The sequence below is a fragment of the Pseudomonas sp. FSL R10-2964 genome, from assembly GCF_009600035.1.
Classification (GTDB): domain Bacteria; phylum Pseudomonadota; class Gammaproteobacteria; order Pseudomonadales; family Pseudomonadaceae; genus Aquipseudomonas; species Aquipseudomonas bubulae.
The window spans coordinates 12,090-32,072 of record NZ_WIWH01000024.1 but is presented as its reverse complement, the minus strand read 5'-3'; the positions used below and the strand labels follow the sequence as shown (position 1 = coordinate 32,072).

General features: G+C 59.3%; 19 protein-coding genes. 4 read left to right on the top strand and 15 right to left on the bottom strand.

The features are described from left to right. Nucleotides 1-283: 283 nt before the first annotated feature. Together hutC and GHN92_RS14780 are read right to left on the bottom strand one after the other, a co-directional pair. Nucleotides 284-1,036 (bottom strand): histidine utilization repressor, encoded by a 753-nt coding sequence (hutC, locus tag GHN92_RS14785; protein WP_095018697.1) that lies wholly within the window; start codon nucleotides 1,034-1,036, stop codon nucleotides 284-286. A gap of 80 nt (nucleotides 1,037-1,116) precedes the next feature. Beyond that, on the bottom strand, nucleotides 1,117-1,821 hold the full coding sequence (locus GHN92_RS14780) for a YoaK family protein (protein ID WP_095003339.1): 705 nt from the start codon (nucleotides 1,819-1,821) through the stop codon (nucleotides 1,117-1,119). Nucleotides 1,822-2,081: 260 nt separating this feature from the next. On the opposite strand from GHN92_RS14780, the gene GHN92_RS14775 reads away from it, so the two are divergent. After that, on the top strand, nucleotides 2,082-2,756 hold the full coding sequence (locus GHN92_RS14775) for a histidine phosphatase family protein (protein WP_095003338.1): 675 nt from the start codon (nucleotides 2,082-2,084) through the stop codon (nucleotides 2,754-2,756). 188 nt (nucleotides 2,757-2,944) lie between these two features. Continuing rightward, nucleotides 2,945-3,166: a YgdI/YgdR family lipoprotein gene (locus tag GHN92_RS14770; RefSeq protein WP_095003337.1), complete on the top strand. Its 222-nt coding sequence runs from the start codon at nucleotides 2,945-2,947 to the stop codon at nucleotides 3,164-3,166. Here GHN92_RS14770 and GHN92_RS14765 read toward each other — a convergent pair. The 3 genes from GHN92_RS14765 to GHN92_RS14755 are packed head-to-tail and all read right to left on the bottom strand — an operon-like array spanning nucleotide 3,153 to nucleotide 5,976. Then, a complete protein-coding gene (locus GHN92_RS14765) occupies nucleotides 3,153-4,502 on the bottom strand; it encodes an FAD-binding oxidoreductase (RefSeq protein ID WP_218580735.1) in 1,350 nt (449 codons plus the stop codon). The two genes, GHN92_RS14770 and GHN92_RS14765, sit on opposite strands and share 14 nt — an antisense overlap. Beyond that, complete coding sequence (locus GHN92_RS14760; protein WP_153380467.1) at nucleotides 4,499-5,155, bottom strand: amino acid ABC transporter permease; 657 nt, start codon at nucleotides 5,153-5,155, stop codon at nucleotides 4,499-4,501. Before GHN92_RS14760 ends, GHN92_RS14765 begins: the two co-directional genes overlap by 4 nt. Nucleotides 5,156-5,214: 59 nt before the next feature. Further along, complete coding sequence (locus GHN92_RS14755; RefSeq protein ID WP_095018695.1) at nucleotides 5,215-5,976, bottom strand: ABC transporter substrate-binding protein; 762 nt, start codon at nucleotides 5,974-5,976, stop codon at nucleotides 5,215-5,217. 171 nt (nucleotides 5,977-6,147) lie between these two features. Between GHN92_RS14755 and GHN92_RS14750 the strand changes: the two genes are divergently transcribed. Further along, the gene (locus GHN92_RS14750; protein ID WP_095003333.1) at nucleotides 6,148-6,924 is read left to right on the top strand and encodes an IclR family transcriptional regulator; all 777 of its coding nucleotides are present in this window, start codon (nucleotides 6,148-6,150) and stop codon (nucleotides 6,922-6,924) included. A 133-nt stretch (nucleotides 6,925-7,057) separates the two neighbouring features. Here the strand turns inward: GHN92_RS14750 and GHN92_RS14745 are convergent, their stop codons facing one another. The 8 genes from GHN92_RS14745 to punC all read right to left on the bottom strand — a co-directional run bounded on the left by GHN92_RS14745 (nucleotide 7,058) and on the right by punC (nucleotide 17,395). Then, nucleotides 7,058-8,071, bottom strand: coding sequence for an AraC family transcriptional regulator (locus tag GHN92_RS14745; RefSeq protein WP_095018694.1), 1,014 nt, complete (start codon nucleotides 8,069-8,071; stop codon nucleotides 7,058-7,060). Nucleotides 8,072-8,198: 127 nt separating this feature from the next. Further along, nucleotides 8,199-9,236: a Rieske 2Fe-2S domain-containing protein gene (locus GHN92_RS14740; RefSeq protein ID WP_095003331.1), complete on the bottom strand. Its 1,038-nt coding sequence runs from the start codon at nucleotides 9,234-9,236 to the stop codon at nucleotides 8,199-8,201. 208 nt (nucleotides 9,237-9,444) lie between these two features. Next, nucleotides 9,445-10,278, bottom strand: a complete 834-nt coding sequence (locus tag GHN92_RS14735) for an SDR family NAD(P)-dependent oxidoreductase (protein ID WP_153380465.1) — start codon at nucleotides 10,276-10,278, stop codon at nucleotides 9,445-9,447. Between the two features lie 16 nt (nucleotides 10,279-10,294). Further along, entirely contained in the window at nucleotides 10,295-11,062 is a 768-nt protein-coding gene (locus GHN92_RS14730) for an SDR family oxidoreductase (protein ID WP_153380463.1), read from the bottom strand. Nucleotides 11,063-11,151: 89 nt separating this feature from the next. After that, a complete protein-coding gene (locus GHN92_RS14725) occupies nucleotides 11,152-12,396 on the bottom strand; it encodes a helix-turn-helix transcriptional regulator (protein WP_370688638.1) in 1,245 nt (414 codons plus the stop codon). Between the two features lie 155 nt (nucleotides 12,397-12,551). Continuing rightward, complete coding sequence (locus GHN92_RS14720; RefSeq protein ID WP_095003327.1) at nucleotides 12,552-14,978, bottom strand: RND family transporter; 2,427 nt, start codon at nucleotides 14,976-14,978, stop codon at nucleotides 12,552-12,554. Continuing rightward, entirely contained in the window at nucleotides 14,975-15,952 is a 978-nt protein-coding gene (locus tag GHN92_RS14715; protein ID WP_095023740.1) for a YCF48-related protein, read from the bottom strand. The genes GHN92_RS14720 and GHN92_RS14715 overlap by 4 nt, the downstream gene beginning before the upstream one ends. A gap of 261 nt (nucleotides 15,953-16,213) precedes the next feature. After that, nucleotides 16,214-17,395 carry a purine nucleoside transporter PunC gene (gene punC, locus GHN92_RS14710; protein WP_095026752.1) on the bottom strand — a complete coding sequence of 394 codons (1,182 nt, stop codon included), beginning with the start codon at nucleotides 17,393-17,395 and terminating at the stop codon, nucleotides 16,214-16,216. A 119-nt stretch (nucleotides 17,396-17,514) separates the two neighbouring features. Here punC and punR point away from each other — a divergent pair, with 119 nt between their 5' ends. Beyond that, on the top strand, nucleotides 17,515-18,474 hold the full coding sequence (gene punR, locus GHN92_RS14705; RefSeq protein WP_095020703.1) for a DNA-binding transcriptional activator PunR: 960 nt from the start codon (nucleotides 17,515-17,517) through the stop codon (nucleotides 18,472-18,474). Here punR and GHN92_RS14700 read toward each other — a convergent pair. Next, complete coding sequence (locus GHN92_RS14700; RefSeq protein WP_153380461.1) at nucleotides 18,410-19,021, bottom strand: LysE family translocator; 612 nt, start codon at nucleotides 19,019-19,021, stop codon at nucleotides 18,410-18,412. The two genes, punR and GHN92_RS14700, sit on opposite strands and share 65 nt — an antisense overlap. Before the next feature lie 227 nt (nucleotides 19,022-19,248). Beyond that, nucleotides 19,249-19,785, bottom strand: coding sequence for a DUF4174 domain-containing protein (locus tag GHN92_RS14695; protein WP_095003323.1), 537 nt, complete (start codon nucleotides 19,783-19,785; stop codon nucleotides 19,249-19,251). Between the last annotated feature and the right edge of the window lie 198 nt (nucleotides 19,786-19,983).

Genomic DNA, 19,983 nt, shown 5'->3' with positions numbered 1-19,983 from the left:
CTCAAATGCTCAAGCGGCACAAAGGTGCACACTTATACCAACCTGTATGTACAAGTGAATGCAAGTGAAGGGCCAACACCTGAACGAGATCAACCAGGAACGTACAAAACCAAGATAAATAGCTATTTAAATCAGATAGTTAAAAATTAAGAACTTTTTAATACGGAATATGAGCGCACAGAAAAAATGCAAAAAACTGCCGCAAATTTGGGCATAAACAGGCGGGAAGGTAACAAAAACGCACCAAAAGTAACGCGAGTAACACGGGGCCACCCGCGAGTACTCAGTTACCGCACTGCCCTTGCAGGCGATAGCGCGAACCCGGATAGACCAGCCGGGCACACCCCACCAACCCCTGTGCAGCCCAGGTCCGGCGGCGAATCAGCAGGCATGGCTCGTTGCGCTTTACGTTCAACAGGCGGCATTGCGCGGAAGTAGCATGAATCGCCTCCACCTCATGTTCGCCGCCGGTCAGTGGCGCCAGGTTCATCAGGTAGGCATAGGCTGTGGTGCGGGTGAAGTCCTGTTGCAGGTACTCAGGGGCGATCTCGGCATTGATATAGCGCTCCTCGATCTGCACCGGCACCTCGTTTTCGTAGTGCACCATCAGAGAGTGGAATAAGCGTTTGACCCCGTCCAGGGCAAAGGGCAACACCGGCGTGGTCTTGGCCGGGACCTCTTCGAGCACAATCACTTCGCAGCGGTGCACATGGCCACGATCAGCGATTTCCTGGGCGATATTGCGAATCTCGAACAACGCCGCACTGCCCTTGGGCACGGCGACGAAGGTGCCCACCCCTTGCATGCGCACCAGCAGCCCTTCGATGGTCAGCTCACGCAATGCGCGATTGATGGTCATGCGACTCACCCCCAGCTGGGCAAGCAGTTCACTCTCAGACGGCAACTTGGCATTGGGCAGCCAGGCCCCTGAACGGATTTTTTGCGTTATGGCCTGTTTGACCCGGGCATATAGCGGTGCCGGGCTTTCGATGGAAAATGGCGCAAGGGATGAATTGTCATCGACTGACTTGGACACAACGACTCCTGTTCGTAGGGCTGGGCATGCAGCCGGGCTGCGCCAGTTTACGCGCAGCCCGGGTCAAGCAAAACGAGGGATTAACGCGGCATGTAATCCCGTTGCCAACGACGAGGTATGCGCAACGACAACACGCCCAAAACAGCCGCAAAACCGGCGCTGAACAGCAGGGCCTGGAGGCCGAACTGCGCCTCCAGCAAGGCACCCAGCACTGCACCCAGCAACATCCCGGTCCAGGGCACCAGTTGCACGCGCCAGCCACTGCGCCGCTCACCCAGCAGCCAGCGGCCCAGCCCGCGACCAAAACGCGACAATGCCCCGGTCACGTAGGTCAGGCCCACCGGCAGGCCATTGACCTGCTCCACCGCAGCATTGAGCATGCCCATTGCCACGATGGCTGCCAGCAACGCCGGCACCTGGCTGGCAAACGGCAGCAAAGCTGCCGCACACAACAACCCCGCAATCACCAGCATCAAGGGTAAGGCGCGCCGTCCGCCCCAGCGCCCCAGCAATACCCCCAGGGCGTTACCGACAATAAACGCCAGTACCGCAAGCAGCAGGCGCAACGCCATCTGCAGGTCACCGTCACCGACGGCCACCGCCAGGCGCGTGGTGTTGCCACTCATAAATGAGACAAAATCACCGGTGGCCAAAAAGCCGATGGCGTCCGTCATGCCCGCCAGCACCGACAGGCTCGCCACCATGGCCAGCCCGACCCGGCCGCGCCAGGCACGTACTCGAAGATGCACGGGATTGCTCGGTTTTCGCAGTGGCGCTGGAAGCATGGCGCAAACCTCTGTAGGAATACCAGACTAAAGAGTGAACGATTTTGTCATACAAAAAAGCCACCATAGCATTCACCCTGCAGGACAATTACCGATCTAGCGCAGGTAAAATCGAACCAATTGTGAAAAAGGCATCTAATAAACGCTTCTGCCAAGGATAAGAGGCTCAGGTTTGCAGTAATGACAAGGATCAACACAGGGGCTGCCATGCCCACTGTGCCAGGCCAGTCAGCCTTAACAGATGTATGCAGAAGAATCCCATGACCCAGTCTGTTTGGATTAAACCTCGACTCAAGCCCTATGCATTGGCGGCTATCCCGCTGTTACTGATTGCCGGCGCTGTTGCGCTGGCGGTACATGCGGATGACGTCTTTGCCCAGCCGGTAGACGGTGTGCAAACCCTGGTGTTTTTGCGCCATGCGGAAAAACCCGCCGATGGCCTCGGCCAGCTCACCTGCCAGGGACTGAACCGCGCGATTGACCTGGCCACCCTGTTGCCTCAGCGCTATGGCAAGGCTGACTACGTGTTTGCAGCCAACCCTTCGCGCCAGGTTGAAGAAGGCGCCAATGATGATGCCTACAGCTACGTACGGCCGTTGATGACCATCAACCCGAGCGCCATCAAACTGGGCTTGCCGATCAATCTGGAGTATTCGGCCAACGATACCCGCCAACTGGCCAAAGAGCTGACCGACGACCAGTATCACAGCTCAACGATCTACACCGCCTGGTCCCATGGCTACTTGCCGGAACTGATCAACAGTGTCGCCAGTCAGGCGCTGGGCAAGAAGACCTCGTTGACCGAAGACTGGTCCGGTGGCGACTTTGACTCGTTGTATGTGTTGACCCTGACCTGGAAAGACGGCAAGGCCAGCCTGCTCAGTCGCGTCGACAAACAGGACCTCAACAATGGCTCCAGGGCGTGCCCGACCTGATCTGATCCATCCGCACCGGGATCACGGCGCGGTGGCGGCGCGGTTGAATTTTTCAGCACAAATGCCGATCATCCGGCGCACTCTCGGCAAAAAACGCTGTCAGATGCCACACTGACTTTCCAGCGCTGGCTGCTCGAACAAACCCGGCGCGACCCATCTCCAACTTGCGAACAGCTCAAGGTACATGCATGAAGATCAAGGTTACCGGTTTACCCCTGCTGATAGTGGCCTTGCTGGGACTGGCAGGCTGCGCGACCCCGAGCGTTGTGACCCTGCAAAACGGTACGCAATACCTGACCAAGGACCTGCCCACTACCACCAACAAGGACGGCTTCTATGAGTTCGTCGATATAGCAGGCAAGCACATAAAGGTCAGGGCCGAGGATGTATCAACGATCAAGGCGGATTGAAGATCAGCGGCAAGCGCCAAGGCTGTTGACGCTTGCCCCTGCTTTTCCCGTTCAGGGCATCCAGCAACCGGTAGTAGCTGATACCCGCCGCCACATACAGGCGCTGCAAGCTGTGGAAGGGAATTCTGCGCATCGGCGTGACAGGGAACGGGAAGTCATTGCTGGCCCCCGAAACTCGCGCCGCCAGATGCTTGCCCAAGGTTGTCGCCATCGCAATGCCGCGGCCGTTGTAACCCATCAGGATCGACAGGCCTGGCTGCGGCTCATGCAACTGTGGCAACACACTATGATTGAGCGCCACACGCCCGCTCCAGCGGTATTCGATCGCCACGCCTGCCAACTGCGGAAACACGCTGATCAATGAGCGTTCAAGGTGTGCCCAGTCTTCGGCACGCCGCGGTTCGGCAAACGGCCCGCGCCCACCCAGCAGTACACGCCCCTGGGCATCCTGCTTGAAGTACAGCAGCAGGCGCCGCGCATCGGAGCACACTTCCCCGCCCGGCAAAATGGTTTTGCGCAGCTCCGGCGACAGTGGTCGGGTGGCAATCAGGAAACTGTTGGCCGCCAGCACGGTTTGCCGCAGCCCTGGCCACAAGCCATCGGTATAGCCATTGGTAGCCAGCACCACACGCTCGGCCGTCACGCTATGACCTTGTGCGGTGGTCAGTTGCCACTGCGTGCCGATGCGGCGCAAGTCCGTCACCTGGCTATCGCTGTGAATCATCACGCCACGCCCCAGTGCCGACCTGGCCAGGCCGCGAGCATAGTTAAGCGGGTGCAAGCTGCCAGCCCGCGGGTCAACCCAGCCACCCACGTAATTGTGCGTGCCGATGCGCTGGCATACGCTGTCACTGTCCAGCAACTCGGCGGCTACACCGCGCTGTTGCCACTGGCGGGCACGAAGCTCCAGAGTCTTCATCGTCGCGCTGGAAAAGGCCGGTTGAATCCAACCCTTGCGCGTGGCATCACACGCAATGCCATATTCGCGAATCAGCGAAAACACTTCATCTGCGGCACCGCCGCAGGCTTCGATAATTTTCTCGCCACGTTCAGCGCCAAAACGCTCAAGCAACTGATCGGGGTCGTATTTGAGGCCGGGGATGACCTGCCCGCCGTTGCGCCCCGAAGCGCCCCAACCCGGCTCACCCGCATCCAGCACACAGACACTGACACCCGACTCTGCCAGGCGCAGTGCAGTCACCAGCCCGGTGTACCCGGCACCGACAATCGCCACGTCCACCCGCTTGTTTTCCGCCAGTGCCTGGGTCAGAGCCGCGGGGCGCGCCGTAGCGGACCAGAGGGAAGGTGGCAAGATCAATTTCGAGGGTGCTTTCATGTACGCCTCCGCAGCGCAAAGCGGCCTTCCAGACGACGCAAGCCATAGGACAGCGGCAAGCTCATCGACAGATAGAGCAACGCAACCAGGGTGTAGACCGTCATGTTTTCAAAGGTCGAAGACGCAATCAGTTGCCCTTGGCGGGTCATTTCCGCCACGGTGATGGTCGACACCAGCGAGGAGTCCTTGAGCATCATCACCAGCGTGTTGCCATAGGGCGGCAAGGCAATGCGAAATGCCTGGGGCAGCACAATCCGGCGCATGATCAGCAGACCGCGCATGCCAAACGACTCGGCGGCTTCGATCTGGCCCAGGTCGATGGCCTGGATCCCCGCCCGAAAGTTCTCGGCCTGATAGGCTGAATAGGCAATGCCCAAACCGATCACGCCCGCCTGCATGGCGCTGAGCTGGATACCGAAGTCGGGCAACACAAAATAGATATAAAACAGCTGCACGATGATCGGCAGCCCGCGAATCACATTGACCACGCCGATGGCGAACAAGGCGATGGTGCGAATCTTGGAAACCATCATCAGCGCAAACAGCAAGCCAATCACTGAACTGAGCAGGAACGAACCTGCAGTGACCTGCACAGTGACTACTGCGCCTTTGAGCAGAATTGGAAGAAAGTCCAACGCGTCCTGGAGAAACATAAACTACCTGCGCACCGCTACAAGAAGTGACCCGCCGCAACACGGGGGCCACAGGATCATCAGTTCAGTTGCCACTTCTCGATGATGCGTTGCAGCGAGCCGTCGGCCTTGATGGCGGCAATGCCCTTGTTGACCTGCGCCAGCTTCTCGGCATCGCCCTGGCGCATCACCAGGCATACGTCGCCCATCACCACCGGCACATAGGTGCTCGACAGTTTTACGTCCGGGTTTTTACCCTGGGCCAACTGGTAGGCGATGATCGGGCGATCACCGAATGCCGCCTTGATACGGCCCAGCTTGAGGTCCCGCATCAGGTCAGGAATGGAGTCGTAGCTGCGCACTTCCTTGAAGCCGCCGTGTTTGTTCAGCGCATCGAGAAAGACCGTACCAACCTGGGCGCCGACCACTTCACCGGCCAGGTCATCCATGGTTTTGTATTCTTTAGGGTCGTCAGATTTGACGATCAGGCCTTCGCCGTAGCTGAAAATCGGATCGGAATACTGCACAACCTTTTCACGCTCTGGGGTTTTGAGCATGGCGGCGGAAATCAGGTCGATCTTGTTGGTGGTCAACGAAGGGATCAGAGCCGCAAAGGTGGTTTGCTGGATCTCGGTGTCGAACCCGCCAGCCTTGCCCACCGCCTCGGCCGCATCGACCATCATGCCCTGGATTTTCCCGCTCTTGATATCGAGGAAGGTGAACGGGATGCCCGTTGCTGTCGCCCCGACCTTATAGACAGGCTCTGCAACAGCGCTGGCTGATCCAATCAACCCGGCAGCCATTGCGCATACCAGCGTCAGCACTTGAAAAGGTTTGTGCATAGCGAATCTCCCTGTGGTCGCTTTTATTGTTGCGATACGGCACTCAACAACCCCTGCAGCCTCTGGTGCAAAATGCCGCCATCGACTATAATCAATTTACTTAAATCGTAAAGAGATTTATAAGTATCGCATATCGATACTTATAGGCCTGAAACAAGCCAAGGATGCGCCATGAGCGATAACAACAACCCTCTTTTCAACCAGTCACTGGAAAAGGGCCTGGCCGTACTTCGCGGTTTCGGCGCGGCGCGGCGCACCATGACCCTGGCAGATATAGCGTTGGTGGCAGGCATCAGCAAAAGCTCGGCCCAACGCATGGTGCATACCCTTGAGGAACTCGGGTATGTACGCAAACACCCGCAAAGCCGGCGCTTCCAGTTAACGCCCAAAGTTATGGAGATCGGCTACAACTATCTGGCCGCCGATATATTGGTAGATGTGGCAAACCCCTACTTGGCCGAGCTCAACCAGATCACCGGCGAGACGGTCAACCTGACCGAGCCCGACGGACTGGACATGGTTTACGTGTCACGTTTCGTCGCACCGAAATTTATCCCGATCCATATGCCTATCGGCAGCCGTATCCCGATGTACTGCACAGGTGGCGGGCGTGCTTACCTGAGTGGCCTGGCAGATGATGAAATCCGTGGTGTGCTGCAAGACAGCCAGCTGATCGAACTGACACGCCATACAATTACCGATGCCGACGCCATATTTGAACGGGTGCAGATCAGCCGCAAACAGGGCTATGCCACCAACAAGGAAGAGATGTTTCTGGGTGACATGACCATTGCCGCGCCGATTTTCAACAGTAACGGCCTGCCGGTCGCGGCGGTGCATGTGGTGGTGCCCAGCAGCCGCTGGAGCATGGAAGAAGCCGAAGAAAAACTGGCCTCTACAGTGATTCAGTGCGCCCGCGGGATCAGCAACTCGATCAGGACGCTGTAGCCCGTATATACGACGACTGTGGGAGCGAGCCTGCTCGCGAAGGTCGTTCGCGAGCAGGCTCGCTCCCACAAAAAGGCTTGATCGGCAACAGAGTCTCTTCAGGGGACAGAAGAGTCAGAGGCGCCAATGGTTTTCAAACCGCGCCCAAAATCAACCCGCGGTAATGCCCGGGGTTGGTCCCCGACCATTTGCGAAAGGCCTTGTAGAATGAGCTGGTATCGGCAAAGCCCAGGCGCTGGGCAATGTCGGCATAGCTGTGCTCAGGCTCGGCCAGCCAGCCGATTGCCAGCTCCTTGCGCACGCTGTCCTTGAGCCCCTGAAAGGTTTGCCCTTCGTCCGCCAGGCGACGGCGCAAGGTCGATGCCGACATGCACAGACTCTGCGCCATGCCCTGGGTCTCGGGCCACTGCACGGCCGGCAACTGGCGCAGATTCTGTTTTATCTGACTGGCCAGGCTTTGCGGGTCGCGGTACTTGACCAGAATATTGGCCGGTGCTTCGGCCAAAAACCGTTTCAACTCCTGATCGCTGCGCTTGATCGGTGCATCCAGGCAATCAGCGGCAAAAATCATCCGCGTGCGTGGCCGCTCAAAACGCAGGTTCTCGGAGAACATCACTTCGTAGTCTTCGCAGTAATCGGGCGCAGCACAACGCAGCTCAATGGCCAGAATCGGAATCCTGCGCCCGGCCAGCCAGCAGGCCACACCGTGCACGATCATCCAGTAGGCAAAGTAGGTAAAACCACGGCTGGCCTGTTGCTCAGGCTCGTGCAGGACAATCTCGGCCACGCTTTGCTGACGCACCAGGCGTGCAGGCAAACGCTCCAGCATCAACGACAGAAACCCCAGTACCACCTCCAGCCCCCGGGCCAGGGTTGGCTGCGCCATGGCCGAGCGGCACATGAACTCCAGGCTGCCGGCCCGCAACTTGCGCGGGTCCATGCCAAAAAATTCGTCGTCCAGGCGCCGCGCCAGCAACCGCCACATCCGCGCATAGACCATGGCCGGTACACGGGCATCCGGCTGGTCAAGCAACTCACGCGCGATGCCGACCTTGTGCAGCACTTCATCGGTGGCACTGCCCGGCGCACAGCTTTGCAGCAGCGCCTCACGCACCAGATGAATGGAGATGGTGTCCTTGTTCAGCATTGGCCCTGTTCCATGCCCGATGACGTATCGATGACGGCCATCTTAAGCAGCACGGATCAAAAAGCCAGCAGTAACTTGCCGCTGGACGGGCAGCGCCAGCGGCACTGCCCGTGGCTCAGGCAATCAATCAGCGGTTATCCACCGTGGTGATTTCACGACGCTCGGCCATGCTTGCCGGCACGCCCTCTTCGTCGGTGAAAAACTGCTGGTACCACTCGCGTAGCTGATAGACCGGGCCATCGCCCTCGGCCAGCACCGGGTTGTTGATGCGCACCTTGTGCGTCCAGATATCAACGTCCTGATAGAACGAGTCGCGGTTACGCTGCACATAATCCACGGCCAGCGCTTCGTTCTGTTCATGGGTCCAGCCCGGCACTTTTTTTACCATGCAGCCAAAACGCAGTTCAAAGCTGTTGGGGCCGATCGGCACGTGGCAATTGAGCAGGATGGACTTTATTTCCAGCCCTTCAAACACCGCGCTCATGCGTGTCAGGTGCGTCGCGGGGCCGTAATAGGCCGACTCGGCCACCAGGTCACCGCCCAGCCGCTCGGAGTCGCCATGGAAGATTTGCTGAGCGATATGCCCCTCGAACACATTGTGGAAATACTTGGTCGGCGTGCCATGTACCGGACCGAAATGCTGGGCGTCCACCAGGTTGTCGACCAGCTCGCGCGGGTTGGTGTCGATGATCAGCTTGTCCATATGCCAGCTGTGCAGCCACTCATCGCTGTCCAGCTCCGGTAGATGGGGGATCACCACATCTTCGGCGGGCGGTTTGCCTTCAGGGTTGTTCCACACAAACAGCAGATTGTTGACCTCGCAGGTCTGCCAGGCACGGGTTTTGGCCTTGGGCGGAATGCGCTTGCAGTAAGGGATCTCGACACACTTGCCGCTGGCTTCGTACTGCCAGTGGTGAAAGGGGCAGACCACACGGTCATTCTCGATAGTGCCCTGGGACAGGTCGGCGCCCATATGCGGGCAATGGGCGTCGAGCACACTGATCTCGCCCTTTGACGTGGCAAATGCCAGCAGTCGCGAGCCGAACACATTCAGGGTATGCAGCTTGCCATCACGGTACTCGTCTGCCTCGCCCAGGCAATGCCAGCCGCGACCATAGCGGGGCGACAAAGCATTCTCGACGTGGATGTGTGCGAGTTTAGTCATTTTTATTATTCCTCAGGTTAAGGGCCAGGGCGCTTTACCCGATGATCTTCACCGAGGTTCGGGGTGGGCTCATCGTTCAGATGGACTAGAGGGGCTGCCCTCACCCCAACCCTCTCCCGCAGGGAGAGGGAGCTGGTTTGCGGTGATCTTTGGGCCGCGTGCGGTCAGTCCCCTCTCCCCATGGGAGAGGGTCAGGGTGAGGGAGCGCTTAGCGCCAATCCTCGACAATCCCGTGTTCACGGGCAAACGGCTGGCAGTGGATGGTCTTGCGCTGGTGATCAACCGCCCCTTCATGGGTGGCCAGCCACAGCATCACCGCTGCTGGTACCTCTGGCGGCGCAGAGCCTGCACGCAGGGCAATGACGCCTTTGTCACCAATGGTGGCGCGCAATGCGTCAGTGGTCACCACACCCGGGTTGAGGGTGTAGGCACGAATCCCCTGCTCCCCCAGTTCCACCGACAATATGCCCGACAGCCTCGACACTGCCGCCTTGCCCGCACCATAGGCGTAACCCCAGCCGCCCTTGCCCGCTGCCACCGGCGGATCGGTTTCTCCAGCACCGGAGGTGACGTTGATCACCACACCGCCGCCCTGCTCGAGCATCTGGCTGACCACCGCCCGGGTCAGCAAGAACGGTGTCATCACATAGCCCTGAAAGACTCGCTCCAGGGTCTCGGGCTGCAACTGCATAAACGGTACATTCAGGTCGCTGCCCTGGTAGATGGCATTGTTGACCAGAACATCCACCCGACCATATTCGGTAAACACAGCCTGGCTGGCGGCCAGTACCGACTCACTGTCGAGCAGGTCCATGGGCACCACCAGCGCCTTGCGTCCCAGCTCACGGATTGCCGCTGCGGTGGCACTCAAACTGCCGGGCAGCGGCGTACCATCCGGGTTGCGCAAACCGTGGGCATGGCTTTGACCTTCGTCCAGGCTGCGCGCACTGATGGCCAGATCAAAACCTGCACGGGCAAAGGCCAGCGCGGTTGCACGACCAATGCCGCGACTGGCGCCGGTAATAAATGCCACTTTGTTCATAAAAGCCCCTTAGCGGTCAGAAACGCTGTGTACGCACCATTGCGTCCATGCCGCCGTCGACAAACACTACGCTGCCGGTCATGAAACTGGCCTGCGTCGATTGCACAAAAGCCACAACCCGGGCCAGTTCTTCAGGAGTGCCCGAGCGCCCCAGTGGTGCGACAAACTCACGTACGGCCTTGCCAAACCGCGCATCGTCCTTGGCCGCCTGATGCAGCGGGGTTTCCACCGCGCCCGGTGCAACCACGTTCAAACGGATACCTTGCGGGGCCCATTGCACCGCCTTGCGCCGCGCGGCACAGGTCACCGCATACTTGGAACCGGCATAGGCCAGGTGCGTCTGACCCAGGGCATTGGCCAGTTCCAACGCCTTCGCCTCGTCACCGGCGAGCATCGCGGCAACCATTGGTTCCTGCTCGGCACCCGAATGGGTGGCCGCCACTGAACCGATCACCAGTGCAGCCGGGTTCTCCCCCTTGGCCAGCGCATCGGCCAGGCCATCAAGCAGTTCACTGACGCCAAAGTAGTTAACCGCCAGCACGATGCCGCTGGAAGGTGCGGTCACCCCGATCCCGGCGCAGCACACCAGCCCGTCGAGCACCCCGCCGCATTGCTCAAGCACCTGCGCCACTGCCGCCTGGCGCCCGGCACGGGTCGAAAGGTCAGCGACCACTTCGGCATTGCCACGGTCAATTCCGATTATCCGGTGGCCCGCAGCTCGTAATTGCGCGCACACGGCGGCGCCGATCCCGGAAGCGGAACCGCTGACAGCAGTAACTGGCATAAGACTTTCCTTGATGATGCAGGCGCAGGCGGCCTGGCTGACGAAAAACCGGCGGTGGCGCAAACACCCTCGCCGGCGGGCATAAATCCTTAAGCGCTTTTACGAACCGGACGCGCCAGTTGTGGCGCCGGCACCACCACGGACTCAGCCGCTCGCAAGGCGCACTTGGGCTTTCCCAACGCGACCACGCTGTTCAGCAAAATCCTCACCAGCTCGGTCTGGCGGCGCACACCGGTCTTGGAGAAGATCGAACGCAAATGCGCCCGCGCGGTGTTGCGCCGGATATTCAGGTTTTCCGCCGCTTCCTCCAGGGACAAGCCGTTGGCCAGTTCCATCGCCAGCGCCGTCTCGGCCTTGGTCAGGTTGAACAGTTGTTTGGTCACCACTTCACTGGCCAGCGATTTGCCTACCGAGTCGCGGATATAGATCACTGCCGCCGGCTTGCTCTTGCCTTCGGCCCACTCCAGCGACGGAATGGCCTCGACCACCAGCCCCAGGCTGACCTGACCCGAAGGCCGGGTCACGGACATCGCATCGGCTGTCGCCCCGCCCTCACGCACTTCCTGGCTGAAAGCGTGCTTGACCAGGCGTTGCAGCTCGCGGTTGTCGCTGGGGTAAGTGGCTTCCAGCCTGCCGCCCACCAGCTTGAGACCATCAGCGTTCTTGAGGATTTCTTCGGCCACCGGGTTGAGGCGCAGAACCTTGCCGGTTTCGTCGAGCACGATGGTCGCCACCGACAGGCGGCTGATGGCCTGGGCGTACAACTCGCTCATGGACTCGCTGCGATCGAGCAGGTTGTGCAGATGCAGGGCGCGGCGCAAATGCGGCAGAAAACTGCTGCACAGGGCACGCTCGGCACTGGAGAAAGCCGGGGAAGACTTTGGCCGGGTGATGCGAAACCGCAGCTTGCCGCCATCGGGCGTGGAAATGTCGGCGCCCATCACGTGATAGACATTCTGCGGACCGCAGTAGGCCTTGAAATAGGCCGACTGCACCCACTCGCTCTCGCTCATCAGGTCTTCGACGGTAAATACCTGGTCCAGCGCCTGCCCGACAAAGGGGGTATTGGTTTGCGGATAGGTTTGATAGGTCAGCTCGCCCTCGCCTTCGATATCTCCGGCAACGATCATCAAGCCCAGATCGGGCTGATCGGGCACTCGCAGGATCAGGGTGGCGTAGTTGGCCCGGAACATGCCACGCACGGTACACAAGGTACGACCCATTATTTTGGGGTCCAGGGCACCGTCATAAAAGCTGCCGACCATCTGATCGTAATCGGCCAGTTCAAGCCCCAGACCGGCCAGGGTCTGGTGATTCAAGGTCACTGTATCCACGGACTTATCCTCGCTTCGGGCCAGGTTCATGACCGGCCCTTTTTATTGTTCTTATGACTAGCGGCTAACCTTTGCACCACATCCGTAAAGCTGTGCAAAAGCGACTCAGTGTGTCTGTATGCCTGCCGTCATACAAGCCCGGCAAGCTGTCTGCTTCAGCGGTTTGAAGAGTCCTTCGCAGCAACGCTCGGCTTGAGCGGATAATGCCCGGCGGTCGCTTGCGCCGGGCGGGTTTTGACCTTGACCAACGGTCGTGCCAAATTGAACCAGGCCGCCAGCGCCGGTAGCAAAAAGATTGCGCCGAGCACGTTGACGAGAAACATGAAGGACAGCAGTACACCCATATCAGCCTGGAACTTCAGGGGAGCAAAGGCCCAGGTACACACGCCGATGGACATGGTCAGCGCCGTAAACACCGCCGCCGTACCCCGTTGGCACATGGCCTGGTAGAACGCCGTGCGCAGATCCTTGCCGTCAGCCATTTCATGGGCAATCCGCTCGTACAGATAGATCCCGTAATCGACTCCCACCCCCACGCCCAGTGCCATCACTGGCAAGGTCGCGACTTTCAGGCCGATGCCCAGGGTCGCCATCAGGGCGTTGCACAGGATCGCGACGATGGCCAGCGGCACCAGAATGCACAGCACCGCGCGCAATGAACCAAAGGTCAGCCAGCAGAACAGCGCCACCGAACCGAACAGCGCCGCGAGCATCACCACCTCGGCCTGCTTGACCGCTTCGTTGGACGCCGCCATCACCCCCACGTTGCCACCGGCCAGCAGAAACTCCACGTTTGGCCCTTGCAAGCCGCCGATGATGCGTTGGGTTTCGTCCACTACATGGCTCACGGTCGACCCTTCGTGATCGGTGAGGAACACCAGGATCTGCATGCGCTGGCAGCCTTCGGTCACCAGGCCGTCGTCCGGCATGTAAGCGCGAGAGCCCTGGCTCAGGCCGCGCTCGGAACCGGGGATCGCCGACCAGCGCGGGTTGCCTTCGTTATTGCCGGCAATCACGGCTTTACCCATGCCTGCCACGCTCTGCACTGACTGCACACCCGCCACGCTGCGGATCTGGAAGTCGAATGATTCAATGGCGCGCATCACTTGCGGCGCCAGGCAACCTTCTTCGATGCCCTTGACCTGCACGAACACCGACATCACATCCAGGCCAATCGAATAACTGTTGATGATCTTCTGGTTGTCCTGGTTGTAGCGCGAATCGGCGCGCAGCTCCGGCGCACCCACGCCGATATCGCCCACTGCCAGATCCCGGGCCTTCCAGGCACCGACACCGAGCAGCAGCAGGCTGACCACAAACACCGCCAGCGCCGGTTTTGGCTCGGCCAGCGCCGACAGCCGCCACCACAGCGCGTGCTTGCCCTGCACCTTGAGCCCTTGGGCCATCGCCCCCGGCTCAAGCTTGAGATACGACAGGATGATCGGCAGCATCAGCTTGTTGGTGATGATCATCAGCATCACCCCGATGCATGCGGTCACGCCCAGTTCATGCACGATGGGAATGTCGATCAGCATGATGACGCCGAAACCCAGGGCGTTCATCAGCAACGCCAGCGAACCCGGGATGAAGATCTTGCAAAAAGCGCCGTGCGCAGCCTGCACCGCAGAGCTGCCCGCCAGTACATCCTGTTTCCAGGCATTGGTCATTTGCACCGCATGGGACACGCCGATCGAGAAGATCAGAAACGGCACCAGAATCGACATCGGATCGATCCCCAGCCCCAGCAACGGCAGCAACCCCAACAGCCAGACCACCGGCAGCAGCGCCACGGCCAGCGCAACCACCGTGAGGCGCCATGAGCGTGAATACACCCACAGCATCAACGCGGTGATGACAAAGGCAATCACAAAAAAGCCGATGACCGTCGTCAGGCCTTCAACCACGTCCCCCACCAGCTTGGCGAAGCCGACGATGTTGATCTCGATATCATCATTGCTGTACTTGGCACGGATATCTTCCAGCCGCTGGGCCACCTCGGCATAGGACACCGATTTGCCGGTTTGCGGGTCCATGTCCTGCAGGTCGGCGCGCACCATCGACGAGGTCAGATCATTGGCCACCAGACGCCCGACCTGTCCGGAGCGGGCGACGTTGTTGCGGGCCTGGGACAAGTCTTCGGCCGTGCCGGTAAAGCGCGGTGGCATCACCACATCGCCGAAAAAACCGTCCTCGGTGATTTCGATATAGCGCACATTGGCGGTGAACAGCGACGTCACACTGGCACGGCTCACACCATTGATAAAAAACACGTCATCCGTGACTTTGCGCAGGGTTTCCAGGTACTGGCGGTTATAGATATCGCCTTCGCCTTTCCACTTCACACTGACCAGAAAACGGTTGGCCCCCGTGAAGTACTGGCTGAAGTTGAGAAAGTTGACCATAAAGGCATTGCGCACCGGGATCTGCTTGTTAAAGCCCGGGTCCAGTTGCGTGTGTGTGGCGCTGTAACCCAGGGCCAGGGTCAATAATACAAACAGCGCCAACAGGCTCTTGCGCCAGACGATCAGCAAGTCGGCAATACGCTCGACCGTGCGATTTACAACACTGTTTTCACTGCTCACCGGGCACCTCCAAGGGCAGCAACACCGCCATCAGTCCCCTGGAACACACCGCGCTCGCCGCCTACCAGCAGCCGTGAGCCCACCATTACCGCCGAAGTCAAAGTACCCAGCCCCGGCAAGCGCGTAGCGCTGACCAGTTCACCCTTGCCGTCCAGGCGTACTACCGAGCTGCCAGCACCGACAATCAGCAGGCCACCGTCGTTGGGCAATAGGACATGGCCGTAGAGCGGCAATTGATTGCCGACTTTTACCGGTTCCCAGGTCTGGCCGAAGTCCTGGCTGACAAACACATGGCCGCGCATGCCATAGGTCACCCAACGATCGGGGCTCAGGCGTACCACACCAAACAGCGAGCCGTTATAGAACGGCTCGAGCTTGTGCCAGCTGTGCCCGGCATCGTCGCTGCGCAGCACCAGCCCTTGCTCGCCGACCACCATGCGGCGACCGTCTGTTCCGCCATCCATGCCATTGAGGTGAGCGCTATCCACCTCCAGCGGCTGGGCTTGCCAGGTGCGGCCGTCATCCCCGGACTGGTAAAATTTGCCGAAACTGCCGAACGCCAGGACACGATTGCCGCCGGCACTCCAGATGCCCAGCAAAGGCTCGGCGATTTCGCCGTCGAAGCGCACCTCTGACCAGTTGGCGCCTTCATCTTCGGAGCGCACAATCCAGCCATCATGGCCGACCGCCAGCAGGCTTTTATCCGGCAGCGCCACCAGTGCGGTAAGGGTCAGATCACGCTGCGGCTTGACCGTCGCTGGCTGCCACGAGCCCCCCTGATCGTCGCTGAGCAAAATATTGCCGCGCTCGCCGACGGCCACCACCCGCTTATCCAGATACAACATACCGTTGATTTGCAGACGATCGGGCCGCAACTGGGCCGAAGCGACATCGGAGGCATGACGTGGAGAGAAGGTAAACGCGATGGTGACAGCGACGATCAGGCAAACCAGATAGCCAATTATTGAGCGCATGGTCGATGCCTCGCTGCACGATTCAGTTGCTGGGCAGAGTTCATGCAGCCAGTCCTCTTTTTATTATCGTGGATGCTCTGGCTGCCTCCTCGGCGAGGCGTCCAGAACCTTCCTTCGATAATCGGACTGGTGAGTCACAGGCACATCGTCCAAATGGCCTAGCTGGAATGGGGGGTGCAAGCGTATAGCCGGGTTTGACTGACGCGCCGGATAGATATCCGGCGCTTTCGTTGAGCTGAAATCACCGGGGCGACCTGCCCCTCAAGACGCCACTAATGCCTGCGCCTTCACCTTGCGTCGCTGAATAAAATACCCCAGCACCGCCAGCGGCGCCGTAGCCAGCATTACTTCAACCGTGATTTGCAGCGGCTGGCTGATAAAGGTCGACACCAGCAGGCTGCCCAAAAAGCACAACCCAAGCTGCAATGTATTTTGCAAACCCGCCGCCTTGCCTGAGTTCTCCGAAAATGGCATCAGTGCGCTCGCGACAACAATCGGATAACTCGCACCGTTAACCAGCGCCATCAAACAAAACGGGATCAGCAAGGTGGTCAGCGTCGGCACGGTCTGGGTCGCAACCCCATACAGCCCGACCATGCTTGCGCAGTAAGCCACCAGCAACCAGGGTAACAACGCCCGCCCACTGATCCGCTGCAACGCGCTGCGACAGCTGTAACCACCCACCATAAATGCCACAGTAGGCAGCGCGTAGCTCAAACCGATATCGCTTGGGCTATAACCCATATCGCCCAAAATAAAGGGTGAGGCCGTCAACCAGGCGAAAAAGCTGGCCGAACATGCGGCGAAGATCATGACGTTGCCACTGAATTTAGCCGTGCACAGCAGGTGCCAATAGCTCACCCCGGTTTTAACTGCCTTTGGCGCCACACGGGGTTTTTCCTTGAGCAGCAACGTGGGTACGATCAGTAACACCGCCAGGCCCAGCAATACCGCAAAAATCGCTTGCCAGCCCAGGTGACTCAGTACCACGGCCCCCAGCAAAGGAGCCAGTGCCGGTGACAGTCCCATCAGCGGCATGATCCCGGCAAACACGCGGTTGGCCTGGTCAGGCGGATATCGGTCGATGACCAGCGCCTGCCAGGTTACTGCCGCCGCGCAAATGCCGATGGCCTGAATAAACCGCAGGCTCAACAGCAGCACACTGTCCTGCACCCAGAACATGCCCGCGCACCCCAGGGCAAACAGCGACAACCCCGCCAACAACACCGGTTTGCGCCCCAGGCGGTCCGATAACGGCCCCCAGAGCAACTGGCCGATCGCGAACCCGGCCAGAAAGATGCTCAGGCTCGCACCCACCGCACCGGCTGAAAGCCCCAGTTCACTGCGCAACGTGCCAAATGCCGGTAAGTACATATCCATTGCCAGGTAGCCCAGCATGCTCAGCCCGGCGAGATAACAGGTAAAACCAAAAGTGTTTTTCATGTGCACCCAAAAACTTGCCATCAAACAATTTGTTGACTGCCGCGCATTATCCAGCTGAGGATTTGCTTGTGAAGCGATAATAATTGCCAACTGGCATCGAATTTTTTGAAGGCAAACCCATGTGGTCTGAATACTCCCTGGATGTAATTGATGCAGTCGCCCGCCACGGCAGTTTCAGTGGCGCAGCCCAGGAACTGCACCGCGTTCCCTCCGCCGTCAGCTACACCGTGCGCCAACTGGAGCAATGGCTGGCGGTACCGCTGTTTGTACGTCGTCACCGGGATGTGGAACTCACGCCTGCCGGGCGGATGTTTGTCAAAGAAGCCCGCGACGTCATGAAAAAAATGCTCGGCACCCGCCGCCTTTGCCAGCAGGTTGCCAATGGCTGGAGCGGCCAGTTGCGGGTGGCCGTGGATTCAATCATCAAAAAACCGCGCTGCCAGCAGATGGTCATCGACTTCTACCGGCATTTCCCCGACGTGGAACTGATTGTTCAATACGAGGTGTACAACGGTGTGTGGGATGCCTTGGTAGACGGCCGTACCGATCTGGTTATCGGAGCCACCCGTGCAGTGCCCGTGGCGGGGAGCTTTGCCTTTCGCGACATGGGTTTTCTGCACTGGCTGTGCGTCGCCAGCCCGCGGCATCCGCTGGCGTCCATTGGCGGATTGCTGGGTGATGAGCACCTGCGCCCCTACCCTGCACTGTGCATGGATGACACTTCACGCAGCCTGCCCAAACGCGACACCTGGACCCTGGATAACCAGCGCCGCATGATGGTGCCCGACTGGGCTTCGGGGCTGGCCTGTTTGAGCGACGGTCTGTGTGTCGGCATGGTGCCCGCCCATCTGGCCCAGCCACTGATCGACCAGGGCCAACTGCTTGCGCTGAGCCTGCAGCGGCCCTTTCCGGCCAGCCCTTCGTGCATTGCCTGGGCACAGAACAACCATTCCCCGGCCATGAGCTGGCTATTGGAGTACCTGGGTGACACCGCCACCCTGAGCCAGGAATGGCTCAATGAACATCAAACAGAATCGGATACAGCGACACCACCAGCAGAATCGCCATCGTCAGGTTGAATGCCAGCAGCCACTTGGGCCGGGTCAGCACATTGCGCAACGCACTGCCGCAACCGGCCCACACGCAGACACTGGGCAAGTTGATGATGGCGAAGACCAGCGCGATGACAAACACGTTGGCGATGTAACCCTGGGACGGCGTGTAGGTGGTGATTGCACCAATGGTCATCACCCAGGCCTTGGGATTGACCCATTGAAACGCCGCCGCGCCCCAGAAGCCCAGTGGCCTGCCCTGGGCCGCACCCGACTCGGACACCGGCCCCGAAGTGGCGACTTTCCACGCCAGATACAGCAAGTACGCCGCCCCCAGATAACGCAAAACGGTGTAGGCCATGGGCACGGCCTTGAATACACCCCCCAACCCCAATCCAACCGCAAGCACCAGGAACATAAAGCCGAAGCTGATGCCCAGAGCATGGGGGATGGTGCGCCTGAAGCCGAAGTTGACCCCCGATGCGAGCAGCATGGTGTTGTTGGGGCCGGGGGTGATGGACGACACAAAGGCAAAGAGTGCGAAGGCAGAAATCAGTTCGAGGGAAAACGGCATCTTGTTATCCGGCAGTCTGGTGAGCGGTGTGTTCACACTATCGGATTACCGAGCCGGAATTGCGCTACAGATGGCCATTATTTTGACCACACACATTTGTCCGATCAAATGATTTGACTGCGCAATTTTCACATCACTTTCACATCGCTGCGCCTAGATTGGATCCACTCCTTTAGTGAATCCCATTTAGGCCCGCTTCCCCCAGCGGGCCTTTTTTTGGCTGGTGTTCAGTCATCCAGGGGCTGAGCCGCTTTTGCCGGTTTGGCGGGCTTTGTCGATTTGCCAGCGGCTGCGCCCTTGGCCGGCGTCTCCACCGCAACCGGGGCCTGGGTTTCCTTTTCGGCAGCGGGCAAGGCATCGATGGTTTTAAACAGCTCGGCTAGGTCAACATCCCCCACTGTCTCGACTTTCTTTTCCCCATCCTTGCCGATCAGGATCACTTTGGCCTTGTCGATAATCATCCCCGGCTTGAGCCCGCGAATCAGCGACATGGTGCTCTGGGGTTCAAGGTCCTTGCCATCGCGTTTGCCTGTAATGCCCACAATCGTATAGAGCACCATATTGCGCTGGTCAAAAGCCTGCTTGTTGGCCGGATCTTCAAGGGCTTTTTTGAGGTTGACCAGGGTTGGGTCGGCATCTGCACGGGCGACCACTACCAGCGGGCGAAACTTGCCGCGATCCTGTTCAAGCGGGCTTGGAACTTCAACGGCCTGCACCGTGCCTGCAACCAGCACAGAAGCAAGGATCAATAAACGGATAAACATCCAGATCTCCTTTTATTATCGGACCGGCTTCGCGAACGTGCTGCCAATGCCTTGAAACCCTTGGCGTTGAGCCTGTATTCCAAAGCTTAGGCCAAGGGATCCGTCACGCAACCGGGTTCCCGGACTTTGCCTTTCAAGTTTATTTTTTGCAACTGCATCCAAATCCTCCTGCTGCGGGTAGTACCCGTAACAGCAGCG